General features: G+C 69.9%; 11 protein-coding genes and 1 tRNA gene. 8 read left to right on the top strand and 4 right to left on the bottom strand.

The window, feature by feature from the left end; genetic code table 11:
- Positions 1-56: 56 nt before the first annotated feature.
- Positions 57-758 (bottom strand): DUF461 domain-containing protein, encoded by a 702-nt coding sequence (locus ACIRQP_RS26615; RefSeq protein WP_403893663.1) that lies wholly within the window; start codon positions 756-758, stop codon positions 57-59.
- Between the two features lie 678 nt (positions 759-1,436).
- On the opposite strand from ACIRQP_RS26615, the gene ACIRQP_RS26610 reads away from it, so the two are divergent.
- From ACIRQP_RS26610 to ACIRQP_RS26580, 7 genes are all read left to right on the top strand, one after another.
- Positions 1,437-1,919: a CarD family transcriptional regulator gene (locus ACIRQP_RS26610; RefSeq protein WP_003953493.1), complete on the top strand. Its 483-nt coding sequence runs from the start codon at positions 1,437-1,439 to the stop codon at positions 1,917-1,919.
- Positions 1,920-2,240: 321 nt separating this feature from the next.
- A complete protein-coding gene (gene ispD, locus ACIRQP_RS26605; RefSeq protein WP_403893662.1) occupies positions 2,241-2,987 on the top strand; it encodes a 2-C-methyl-D-erythritol 4-phosphate cytidylyltransferase in 747 nt (248 codons plus the stop codon).
- Positions 2,977-3,486 (top strand): 2-C-methyl-D-erythritol 2,4-cyclodiphosphate synthase, encoded by a 510-nt coding sequence (gene ispF, locus ACIRQP_RS26600; protein ID WP_403893661.1) that lies wholly within the window; start codon positions 2,977-2,979, stop codon positions 3,484-3,486. The genes ispD and ispF overlap by 11 nt, the downstream gene beginning before the upstream one ends.
- A gap of 283 nt (positions 3,487-3,769) precedes the next feature.
- Entirely contained in the window at positions 3,770-4,174 is a 405-nt protein-coding gene (locus ACIRQP_RS26595) for a PPOX class F420-dependent oxidoreductase (RefSeq protein WP_403893660.1), read from the top strand.
- Between the two features lie 151 nt (positions 4,175-4,325).
- Positions 4,326-5,726 (top strand): cysteine--tRNA ligase, encoded by a 1,401-nt coding sequence (gene cysS / locus ACIRQP_RS26590; protein WP_403893659.1) that lies wholly within the window; start codon positions 4,326-4,328, stop codon positions 5,724-5,726.
- A gap of 139 nt (positions 5,727-5,865) precedes the next feature.
- Positions 5,866-6,816: a 23S rRNA (guanosine(2251)-2'-O)-methyltransferase RlmB gene (gene rlmB / locus ACIRQP_RS26585; protein WP_403893658.1), complete on the top strand. Its 951-nt coding sequence runs from the start codon at positions 5,866-5,868 to the stop codon at positions 6,814-6,816.
- A gap of 104 nt (positions 6,817-6,920) precedes the next feature.
- The gene (locus ACIRQP_RS26580; protein ID WP_403893657.1) at positions 6,921-8,738 is read left to right on the top strand and encodes a DoxX family protein; all 1,818 of its coding nucleotides are present in this window, start codon (positions 6,921-6,923) and stop codon (positions 8,736-8,738) included.
- Between the two features lie 106 nt (positions 8,739-8,844).
- Here ACIRQP_RS26580 and ACIRQP_RS26575 read toward each other — a convergent pair whose 3' ends face one another.
- The 3 genes from ACIRQP_RS26575 to ACIRQP_RS26565 all read right to left on the bottom strand — a co-directional run bounded on the left by ACIRQP_RS26575 (position 8,845) and on the right by ACIRQP_RS26565 (position 11,456).
- Complete coding sequence (locus tag ACIRQP_RS26575; RefSeq protein ID WP_403893656.1) at positions 8,845-9,621, bottom strand: NDP-sugar synthase; 777 nt, start codon at positions 9,619-9,621, stop codon at positions 8,845-8,847.
- A gap of 38 nt (positions 9,622-9,659) precedes the next feature.
- Complete coding sequence (locus ACIRQP_RS26570) at positions 9,660-10,082, bottom strand: hypothetical protein (RefSeq protein ID WP_403893655.1); 423 nt, start codon at positions 10,080-10,082, stop codon at positions 9,660-9,662.
- A gap of 249 nt (positions 10,083-10,331) precedes the next feature.
- Entirely contained in the window at positions 10,332-11,456 is a 1,125-nt protein-coding gene (locus ACIRQP_RS26565; protein ID WP_403893654.1) for an ABC transporter ATP-binding protein, read from the bottom strand.
- 355 nt (positions 11,457-11,811) lie between these two features.
- On the opposite strand from ACIRQP_RS26565, the gene ACIRQP_RS26560 reads away from it, so the two are divergent.
- Positions 11,812-11,885 (top strand) — tRNA-Thr (locus ACIRQP_RS26560).
- Positions 11,886-11,899: the final 14 nt, after the last annotated feature.

Genomic DNA, 11,899 nt, shown 5'->3' with positions numbered 1-11,899 from the left:
GTGTGGCGCTCTGCCCGGATCCCGGGCGGGGCGCCACAGCCATGTCGCGCCGGACCTCAGCCCGTGGCGTCGTGCGAGGCGGACGCGGAGTCCGACGGCGTGTCCGCCGGGGTGTCCGCCGTACCGCCCGGTTGGCCGCTCTCGCCCTCCGCGCCCTCGGCGGGCGTTCCCGCCGTGTTCCCCGACTGCGTGCCCGACGGGCTTTCTGCCGGGCTTTCCGAGGGGTTTCCCGACGGGGTCGGCAGCGTGCTCGGGCCCACGCCCTCGAAGTAGCTGTTCGCCGGCCAGACGAAGGCACGCAGCCCCACGTCGCCGGTCTTGCTGAAGGTGAAGACGACCTGCTGCGCGTCGCCGTTCCTCGCGGCCTCGCTGCCGTTCTCGATCACGGCGGAGGCGTTGCCCGCGCCACCGAGCTGGACGGAGCCCTGGGCCGGCACGGTGACCGGGCCCGAGCCCTTGGCCGGGGAGAGCTTCACCGTCACGTTGGTGCCGGGCAGCTCGATCGAGTCGAGGGTCTGCGCGCTCCCGCCGTTGTTGAAGACCGTGCCGGTGACGACCGCCGGGCCCGCCGCGTCGGCCTCGGGCTGGGTGACGACCGTCGCGTTCTGGATGGTGATGACGTCGACAGAGGTGGCGGCGTTGTCCGGCCTGACGCCGAGGGTCTGCGCGTTGTTGCCGGCCCCGCACGCGGAGAGCGTGGCGAGCGAGAACACGAGGGCGGTAGCGGCGAGGGCGCCGCGTCGAAGGCTGCGGCTCACGGCGGCGGCAACTCCTAGGACGTACGGACGGAGGGGCTGAGGACGAGCTGACCAGCCTGAGATCGGGCTAAAGGAGCGTCAGCGTCCCTCAGGTTACCGAGCCGTTGTCGCGGCCCCGCACCCGACCCGCCTCCGACCGGTTCCGGCCGCTCCCGACCGCGTCGGGCGCACTGGATCACCCTGCTGATCCCACCCTGATCCCACCCTGATCACGCCTCTGATCCCGCCTTCGATCAGCCATGTGATCGTGGTGTTTCGCACGCTGTTCACATAATGCCGGTGATCAATTTCTTCGGGCGCCACACATTCCTTACGAATACCGCGCGGGAGGCCATGGTGATCAAATTCAGAATCCCTCGTACTTGCGCTGTACTTCCGACGTACTTCCCGTCGTTCGAGTGACCGACATCCGAACGGAGTACGGGAAGACCAGCCCCTTGAATCCGGCAAATCGGGATGTTCGACCTCTCCGGGAGGTGTTCCACGGCGGGTGGCGCGCGTGTTTCCGGGTGCCCGCGCAGCCGCTCCGACCTGCGAATACCCCCTTCCGGATGCCGCTCGCAGCACGTTCCTGGCGCTGTTGTCAAGCCCCGAGATGCGCCCTGACCTGCGAAAACGCCATTCAGAAGATGCCATTCTCGTGTTACCCTGGATAGCCACGGAAGGGGTACCTGTCACATGACGTTCAAGGTTGGCGACACCGTGGTCTATCCCCATCACGGGGCCGCGCTGATCGAGGCCATCGAAACTCGCCAGATCAAAGGCGTGGACAAGACCTACTTGGTGCTCAAGGTCGCCCAAGGCGACTTGACGGTGCGCGTACCGGCGGACAATGCGGAGTTCGTCGGCGTGCGCGATGTGGTCGGTCAGGACGGGCTGGACCGGGTCTTCGAGGTGCTCAGGGCACCGTACGCAGAGGAGCCGACGAACTGGTCCCGTCGCTACAAGGCAAATCTCGAAAAACTCGCCTCCGGCGATGTCATCAAGGTCGCCGAAGTTGTGCGTGACCTGTGGCGCCGGGAACGTGAGCGTGGACTCTCCGCAGGTGAGAAGCGCATGCTCGCCAAGGCGCGACAGATTCTTGTCAGCGAGCTGGCTCTCGCGGAGAACACGAATGAAGACAAGGCCGAGGCTCTGCTCGACGAGGTCCTCGCGTCCTGAATATCTTGACGCAGTGAAGCACTGAATGCCGTGGTGCCCGCTGACCAGCTATGAGGAAAAGGCTGCGTCGCCGGGCGCTGCGGCATGTCCGTACATCCGCATCCCGTCCGACATTCCGTATGCATCCCCCGTACACATTGACTTGTCGTGATGCTCGCGACACCACCCATGTGTCGCGTCATGGTGTCGCTCATGCCGCTCGCGGCCGGCGCGGTACGTCTCGACCCGGTGTCACGGAAGGGTCCGGTCAAGGCGTCGCGCCCGGCACGCTGTGGCCATACCCATGTCGGCCGAGGAAACAAACCTGCCGGAGTGCAACCGATGTCAGAGGAAGCCAGGCCCCACCGCACCGCCGCGGTGATCCCCGCCGCAGGCCGGGGCGTACGGCTCGGTCCCGGCGCCCCCAAGGCGCTCCGCACCCTGGGCGGCACACCGATGCTGATCCACGCCGTCCGCGCGATGGCCGCCTCCCGTGCCGTCTCGCTCGTCGTCGTGGTCGCGCCGCCCGAGGGCGCCCCCGAAGTGAAGAACCTCCTCAACGAACACGCGCTGCCAGAGCGCACGGACTATCTCGTCGTACCCGGCGGCGAGACCCGCCAGGAGTCGGTACGGCTCGGTATCGAGGCCCTGCCCGAGGGCATCACCACGGTCCTGGTCCATGACGCGGCCCGCCCGCTCGTGCCCGTCGACACCGTGGACGCCGTGGTCGAGGCCGTACGGGACGGAGCGCCGGCCGTCGTGCCCGCGCTGCCGCTCGCGGACACCGTCAAACAGGTCGAGCCCCGGGAGAAGGGCGAGCCCGAGCCGGTCGTCGCCACGCCCGAGCGTGCCCTGCTGCGGGCCGTACAGACCCCGCAGGGCTTCGACCGCGAGACGCTCCAGCGCGCCCACCGGAGCGAGACGGCGGTCGGTGAGGGCGCCACGGACTGCGCCGGTATGGTCGAGCGGCTCGGTGTGCCCGTGGTGGTCGTACCGGGACACGAGGAGGCGTTCAAGGTGACGCGGCCGCTGGATCTGGTGCTGGCCGAGGCGGTACTCGCCCGGAGGAGGGCCAACGATGGCTTCTGACAGTCGGCCGCCGGTGGCCGTAGCGCTGCCGCAGGTCGGTATCGGCACCGACATCCACGCCTTCGAGGAGGGCCGCGAGCTGTGGTGCGCGGGCCTGCTCTGGGAGGGCGAGGGCCCCGGGCTCGCCGGTCACTCCGACGCGGACGTCGTCGCGCACGCGGCCTGCAACGCGCTGTTCTCCGCCGCCGGCCTCGGCGATCTGGGGGCCCACTTCGGTACCGGCCGCCCCGAGTGGTCCGGCGCGTCCGGGATCACCCTCCTCACCGAGGCCGCCAGGATCGTCCGGGCCGGGGGTTTCACGATCGGCAATGTCGCCGTACAGGTGGTGGGCGTGCGGCCGAAGATCGGCAAGCGGAGGGAAGAGGCGCAGAAGGTCCTCTCCGCGGCGGTCGGCGCGCCGGTCGCGATCTCCGCCGCCACCTCCGACGGGCTCGGCTTCACGGGCCGGGGCGAGGGGCTGGCCGCGATCGCCACGGCGCTGGTGGTACGGGACGACTGACCGGCGCTGGTGGTACGGGACGACTGACCGGCGCTGGTGGTACGGAACGACTGACCGGTCCGCGACTGACCGGTCCGCGACTGACCGGTCCGCGACTGACCGGTCCGCGACTGACCGGTCGGCGAGCGCCCGGTCGGTGACAGACGCCCGCGGACCGACCGGCCTGAAATGCCGGTCGGCGGGCGTGGGTTGAGGGAGCATCGACGGGCACGCGAACCGGCGTCCGCGCCTCCGGTCCATCCCGTGTGCCAGGCAGCAGGATTCAGGCATCAGGAAGGCAGTCATGTCAGCCGAACTCTCCGAAGACCTCAAGCACCTCCTCGACGAGCCGATCTTCGTCAGCATCGCCACCATCCAGACCGACGGCAGCCCGCAGGTGTCGCCGGTCTGGGTGAAGCGCGACGGGAACGATGTGCTCATCTCGACGACGGTCGGCCGCCGCAAGGAGCTGAACCTGCGCCGCGACCCCCGGGTGACGGTCGTCGCGCAGCCCACCGACGCCCCGTACACGTACGCGGAGATCCGCGGCACCGCGGACCTCACCACCGAGGGCGGCCAGGAGCTGATCAACGAACTGTCGCTCAAGTACACCGGAAAGCCGTACGCCGAGTTCAACCCGGCCTCCGCGGACGACGCCGAGCGCGTGGTCGTCCGTATCACCCCGCGCAAGGTCGTCGGCCGCATCTGAGCTCGCCGGCTGCGGCCGATCCGGCTGAGGCCGAGCCGTCCGCCGCTGGGCCGTCCGCGTCTGGGCCGGTCGAGGCCATAATTGTCACGCTTCGGTGTCCCGTGGCCCAAACGGTCGCGGGGCACTGCCCCAGGCGCACTACCCTTGTCGCGTGACTATTCGGCTGTACGACACCGGCGCCCGGCAGATCCGTGACTTCACCCCGCTCACGCCGGGCTGTGTCTCGATCTACCTGTGTGGCGCCACCGTGCAGGCCGCCCCGCACATCGGGCACATCCGGTCCGGACTGAACTTCGACATCATGCGCCGCTGGTTCGAGTACCGCGGCTACGACGTGACGTTCATCCGCAACGTCACGGACATCGACGACAAGATCATCGCCAAGTCGGCCGCCCAGGGCCGGCCGTGGTGGGCGATCGGCTACGAGAACGAGCGCGCCTTCAACGCGGGCTATGACGTCCTCGGCTGCCTGCCCCCCAGCTACGAACCCCGCGCCACCGGCCACATCACCGAGATGATCGAGATGATGCGCGGCCTGATCGAGCGCGGTCACGCGTACGAGGCCGAGGGCAACGTCTACTTCGACGTCCGCTCCTTCCCCGGCTATCTGGAGCTGTCCAACCAGGACCTGGACGATCTGCGCCAGCCCTCCGGAGAGGGCGAGACCGGCAAGCGCGACCAGCGGGATTTCGCCATGTGGAAGGCCGCCAAGCCCGGCGAGCCCTCCTGGGAGACCCCCTGGGGGCGCGGCCGGCCCGGCTGGCACCTGGAGTGCTCGGCGATGGCCCACAAGTACCTGGGCACCGTCTTCGACATCCACGGCGGCGGCATCGATCTGATCTTCCCGCACCACGAGAACGAGATCGCGCAGGCCAAGGCGTACGGGGACGAGTTCGCCAGGTACTGGGTGCACAATGCCTGGGTCACCATGAGCGGCGAGAAGATGTCCAAGTCGCTCGGCAACTCGGTGCTGGTCTCCGAGATGGTCAAGCACTGGCGTCCGATCGTACTGCGCTACTACCTCGGCACCCCGCACTACCGCTCGATGATCGAGTACAGCGAGGAGGCCCTGCGCGAGGCGGAGTCCGCCTTCGCGCGGATCGAGGGCTTCGTCCAGCGGGTGGTGGAGAAGGCCGGGGGAGTGGTGGAGCCGGCCGCCGAGGTGCCGCCCGCCTTCGCCGAGGCCATGGACGACGACCTGGGCGTCCCGCAGGCGCTGGCGGTCGTCCACACCACCGTCCGTCAGGGCAACTCCGCGCTCGCCGCAGACGACAAGGAAGCGGCCGTCGCCCGGCTCGCCGAGGTACGGGCCATGCTCGGCGTCCTCGGTCTGGACCCGCTCGACCCGCACTGGGCCGGCGAGACGGACCGCGGCGAAGATCTGCATGGAGTCGTGGACACGCTCGTACGGCTCGTACTGGAACAGCGCGAGGCGGCGCGCGGCCGCAAGGACTGGGCCTCCGCCGACGCCATCCGGGACCAGCTCCAGCAGACCGGACTCGTCATCGAGGACGGTCCGTCCGGCCCGCGCTGGACGCTCGGACCGCGCTGACCTGGACATATGTGCCGCCCGGTCCGCCGGGCGGCACACTTGCGTACGCTGACGCGTAAAATCCGACGTCGCGCACGCACGTCCGAAGCACGCCCGAAGTACGTCTGAAGCACCTCTGAAGCAACGAAACAGGTAGGTCATGGCCGGGAACAGCCAGCGCAGGAACCGCCGCACGTCCAACAAGAAGGGCGCGCAGGTCGGCAGCGGTGGCAAGCGACGCCGCGGGCTCGAGGGCAAGGGCCCGACACCGCCCGCGTCCGCGCGCAAGGGCCATGTCCAGAACCGCGTCGCCAACGCCAAGGCCAAGCAGTCCGCCCGCCGCCAGGTGGCGCGCCGTGGCGGCAAGGGCACCAGCGAGATGGTCGTCGGCCGCAACCCCGTCTACGAGGCGCTGCGCGACGGCGTGCCCGCCTCGATGCTCTACGTACAGCAGTTCATCGACAACGACGAGCGGGTCCGCGAGGCGCTCCAGCTCGCGGCCGACCGCGGCGGCATCCATCTGATGGAGGCCCCCAAGCCCGAACTGGACCGGATGACGAACGGCCTGAACCACCAGGGCCTCGTCCTCCAGGTCCCGCCGTACGAGTACGCCCACCCCGACGACCTCGCCGCGGCGGCCTTCGACGACGGCGAGGACCCGCTGATCGTCGCGCTCGACGGGGTCACCGACCCGCGCAACCTCGGCGCGGTCGTCCGCTCCGTCTCCGCCTTCGGCGGACACGGTGTCGTCGTACCGGAGCGGCGCGCCGCCGGGATGACGGCCGGTGCCTGGAAGTCGTCGGCCGGTACGGCGGCCCGTACACCGGTCGCCCGCTGCACCAACCTCACCCGCACGCTGGAGGCCTACCAGAAGGCGGGCCTGACCGTCGTCGGCCTCGCGGCGGACGGCGAGGCGGAGGTCGGTGACCTCGAAGCCCTCGGCGGCCCCGTCGTGATCGTCGTCGGCAGCGAGGGCAAGGGGCTGTCCCGGCTGGTCGGCGAGACCTGCGACTTCCGGGTCAGGATTCCGATGCCGGGCGGCGCCGAGTCGCTGAACGCCGGGGTCGCCGCCGGAGTGGTGCTGTACGAGGCGTCGCGCCGCAGGTCCTGAGGGCCGGCCCCGGGCCCCTGAACGGGCATCCGTGGTGATCTTGACGGGTCTCGGACATTTCCCGCGCGTCAAGGCAGTGTCCTAAACACAAGTCACTCGGTTAGATGAGTGTGGACACCAGAACGCCCCGGCCCGGGTTCGACGATCAGCCCTCGCTGAGCATGCTCAAAGTGGACTGCGACCCCGCGCAGGTCATCGTGAACCACGCCAGCTTCCGGGTGAAGCTCGCATCGCCCCAGCCCCCCGGCGCCGCGCGCGCCGCGGCCGCGGACACCGCGCGTATCCCCGCCATGAGCGGCGGGGGCGGCGGGGGCGGTGGGGGAGGAGCGCGCCGCAGGGCGCCCGTCGTCTGGAGCGGAAAGTCCGAGCCGGGGGACCCCGGAGCCAGTGGACTTCTCCAGGCCGTACGGAACTCCTCCGCCATGCCGGCCCGCGGTGCGTACCGCGACACGCCCGGTCTGCCAGAAGTCCCCGGAAGGGGGTACGACAGCGGCGCCACCCAGGTCATCCCACGGATCGGTGTCGACGGCGAGACGACGGTCCCGACGCCCGTCGTCGGCGGCTCGCGCGTTGGCGTACCGGCTCCGGCCGGCCCCCGTACCGTCGCCACCCCGCTGCTGCCGCCCATGCGGCAGGCGGTCGGCGCGTACGACACGGACACGGCCCACCACCCCGATTCCCGCTACGGATCGCGCTACGACACCCGCTATGACTCCGGCTACGACGCCGGATACGACGCGCCCGAGGAGCCGTACGAGCTCGGCCCCGACCCCGACGACCAGGACCGCTTCCGGCGGGACGGCGCGGAGGGCGCGCGCGCCGGCGACGCGGGCGTACGGCACGCGTACTACCCCGGCCGCCGGATGAACCTCGGCGTGGTGCTGCTCCCGCTCCGCGTCTTCCTCGGCTTCATCTCGATCTACGCCGGCATGGGCAAGCTCTGCGACCCCGTCTACTTCGACGGCGGCGAGCGCGGCTCGATGGTGAAGTGGCTCAACTCCCTGCACCCCTGGGCCCTCGCGGAGCCGCTGCGGGACTTCGCGCTCTCCCACCCCGTCGGCGCGGGTCTCAGCGTCGCCTTCCTCCAGATCGTGGTCGGCGTACTGACGGTCCTCGGCCTCTGGCAGCGGGTCGCCGCCGGCGTGGGGGCGCTGCTCTCGGCGGCGCTGCTGCTCACCGTCAGCTGGCGGACCGTCCCGGCGTACGACGCGCCCGACATCATCTATCTCGCCGCCTGGTCCCCGCTGATCATCGCGGGCGCCCCGGTCTACTCCGTGGACGGCCGGCTCGCGGGCGAGGCATGGCGCAGGCTCGGACCCCGCTCGGAGATCTGGGATCTGCGGCGCCGGGTGCTGCGCCGGGGCGCGGTCGTGGCGACCGTCGTCATCGGTCTCACGCTGCTGATCGGCTCGGTCCTGGGCGGAGCCGTACGGTCCTCCGAGATGGTGACCGTGCCGGGACCCAACGTGGACCCGGTCAACCAGCTGCCGGGCGTCCCGCTGCCGCAGAAGCGCGGCGGAGGGACGAGCAGCGCGTCCGGCACGCCCGACAGCGGGGGCGCCAAGGGCGGCACGTCGTCCGAACCGTCGGCGACCCGCTCGGGCAGCCCCAGCGCCCCGCAGACCGCGCCCGGCAGTGACGGGCAGGTCCGCGAGAGCGGCGGCGCCACGACGGGTACGGGACGCACGCAACAGCCCAGCCAGACCCAGGGAACGGTCCAGCAGGCCCCGCGGACGGCGGAGCAGGCCCCGCCGCCCTCCAGCAGCCAGGGACCGTCCTCCACGGGCGGTACGGGCGACGGGAGCGGCGGAGGAAGCGGCGGAGGAAGCGGCAGCGGCAGCAGCGGCGACGGGGGATCCGGCACCGGAGGCTCGTCCTCGGGCGGCGACAACCGCAACCCGATCGGCGGCCTGCTCGGCTGACGCCGTGCGGAGACGACCGAGATCAGGACCGACAGGACTGAGGGGCGGCCACCCCGGGTTGGGTGGCCGCCCCTCAGACATGCTTGTGACGTGCTCTCAGGAGCCGTCAGCGTCCTGCGGGGATCCCAAGGCTCCCAGGGCTCTCAGGACGCCCGGGGCCACCGGGGCCGGGGCCGCCGGAAGCGAGCTCCTTGGCCGCCTCCGTGAGGTCCTTCGCGGTGTCGATGGCCCGCCAGTACGCCCCGTTCGGCAGCGGATAGCCCGCCAGCCGACGCTGCCGCGCCAGCCGCGGGAAGGTGGTCCGCTCGTGGTCGCCGCGGTCGGGCAGCAACTCGACGAAGCCCGTGGAGAACACGTACACCCCCGCGTTGATCAGATACGGCGACGGGGGCGACTCGATGAAGTCGAGGACATGGCCGAACTCGTCCGTCTCGACGGCCCCCCACGGGATTCGCGGCCGGGCGAGGGCGAGCGTCGCCGTCGCGTCACGCTCGGAGTGGAACGCGGCCATCTCGCGCAGCGAGAAACGCGTCCAGATGTCGCCATTGGTGGCGTACCACGGCTGATCGGGGGCGGGCAGGCGCGCGGCGGCGTACTTGAGGCCGCCGCCGCGCCCCAGGGGCTCGGGCTCCACCACGGTGGTGACACGCAGGGGAAGATCCGCCGAGTCCAGCCATTCCTGGAGGACTTCGGCGAGATGGCCGCACGAGATGACGACGTCGGTCACGCCCTCGGCGGCGAGCCAGGAAAGCTGATGGCCGATGATCGGGGTCCCTGTTCCGGGGATCTCGACCATCGGCTTGGGCCGGTCATCGGTGTACGGGCGCAGCCGCGACCCCTGGCCGCCCGCGAGAACCACGGCCTGCGTCGGATACGTATGCATGCCGTGAACGATAGGCGGGCCGGGCAGGGAGCCGTCGGTCAGCTCCCCGCGGTCTGCTGGGAGACGCCGTACGCGAACGATGTGTCGCACACGGGACGCGAGAAGGACTGCGCGCGCGTGGGGCCGTACGAGGCCACGGCGGCGCGGCCGAGGGCCCGCGCGATCGACATGCAGTGCCTGGCGAGCGAGGGGCGCTCCTCGACCTGCCGCTGAAGGTGCGTCAGGGCGATGCCCGGATCCTTCTCCTGGAGCTCCACGAGGAGCTGGTCGCGCAGAATGTCCTGGGGTGTACGGGACTTGGCCCGGACCGAGGCGGTGTCCGAAGAGGCGGTCAGGACCTGCGACTCGGTGTTGCTGGCCGCCCACGGAACACGGGCGACCGCGAGGGTCCCGGAGAGCACCAGGACGACGGGCAGTACGAGAGCGAGAGTTCGGCCGATACGGCGGGCTGTGTGGGTCACGCAGGCGAGCGTAGCGGTCAGTAATGATTTGGCGACATTGCGTCACTCGTGTGAGGGATGGTTCGATAGGGCTTTTCGAATCGGGCGTTGACACTCCCTGTCCGAAATGGCCTGTCTGCCGGGGTATTTGTCGACACACGCGGACGGCCCCGCACCGGAGTGCGGGGCCGTGCGGACGAATTCGGACCGGAGTGTCTGCGGGCGCGTCAGTCGTACGCGCCCGTAAACACGCCGTCCTGGTCGGTCGGGTCAGTCGGTCAGGCGCTCGCCGGTCGAGGTCGAGAAGACGTGCGTCTCACCGGCGCGCGGGACGACGTGCAGCTTGGCGCCCTTGTCCGGTACGGCGCGGCCGTTGACGCGGACCACGAGGTCCTTCTTCTCGCTGCCGAGGTCGGCGGTGCCGTAGACGTAACCGTCGGCGCCCAGCTCCTCGACGACGTTGACGGTCACGGCCAGACCGGCCGGAGCGTCCTTGGAGAGCGTGGCACCGGCGACGCTGTCCTCCGCGAGGTCGAAGTGCTCGGGACGCACGCCGACCGTGACGGTCTTGTCACCCTTGTCCGCGGCGGCGGCGAGCGCCTCGCGGGAGACCGGTACGACGCTGTTTCCGAACTTCACACCACCGTCGGTGATTGGCACCTCGACCAGGTTCATGGCCGGGGAGCCGATGAAGCCGGCGACGAAGAGGTTGTTGGGGCGGTCGTACATGTTGCGCGGCGAGTCGACCTGCTGGAGCAGACCGTCCTTGAGGACCGCCACCCGGTCGCCCATGGTCATGGCCTCGACCTGGTCGTGGGTCACGTACACCGTCGTGATGCCGAGGCGGCGCTGGAGCGACGCGATCTGCGTACGGGTGGAGACACGGAGCTTGGCGTCGAGGTTCGACAGCGGCTCGTCCATGAGGAACACCTGCGGCTCACGCACAATGGCGCGCCCCATCGCGACACGCTGCCGCTGACCACCGGAGAGCGCCTTCGGCTTGCGGTCGAGGTACTCGCTGAGGTCGAGGATCTTCGCGGCCTCCTCGACCTTCTTGCGGATCTCCGCCTTGTTCACACCGGCGATCTTGAGCGCGAAGCCCATGTTGTCGGCGACGGACATGTGCGGGTACAGCGCGTAGTTCTGGAACACCATGGCGATGTCCCGGTCCTTCGGCGGCAGATGCGTGACATCGCGGTCACCGATACGGATGGAGCCGCCGTTGACGTCCTCAAGACCCGCGAGCATGCGCAGGGAGGTCGACTTGCCGCAGCCGGAGGGACCGACGAGGACGAGGAACTCGCCATCCTCGATCTCGATCTCCAGCTGATCGACAGCGGGCTTGGTGGAACCCGGGTATACGCGGGTTGCCTTGTCGAACGAGACAGTTGCCATGGCGATGTGTCCCCTCACCGGCAGGAACGTGCCGGACGATCCGAGTAAAGGAGTGGGTCCTCCACCGGGGGCGGAGGATGGGTCTAGTCCACCTGGGTGAACTTGAGGTGACGGTACCTGTCCATTGCTGATCTGTCAGTAGTCCTGCGCGAATGAATGTCGCCGACTCGTGGCCCGGCGGGGCACAGCTCCGGATTTTTGACCTCGGCGGCCACGCGCTGCCGCGTACCCGGCTCCTCGGCACGGTTCTTCAGGTCGCGGGGACGCACCAACTCTGTGGCTGGGGCGGAGGAGCGCTGTGTAGAGTGTGAGGGCTTTCGCGCGCTGTTTTGACGTGCGCACATTGCCGCACATTGCCTCCTTAGCTCAGTTGGCCAGAGCAACGCACTTGTAATGCGTAGGTCGTCGGTTCGAATCCGACAGGGGGCTCATTCAAGGCCCGG

Source organism: Streptomyces sp. NPDC102274, from assembly GCF_044766385.1.
Taxonomy (GTDB): Bacteria; Actinomycetota; Actinomycetes; order Streptomycetales; family Streptomycetaceae; genus Streptomyces.
This window is presented reverse-complemented; position numbering and strand designations above follow the sequence as displayed.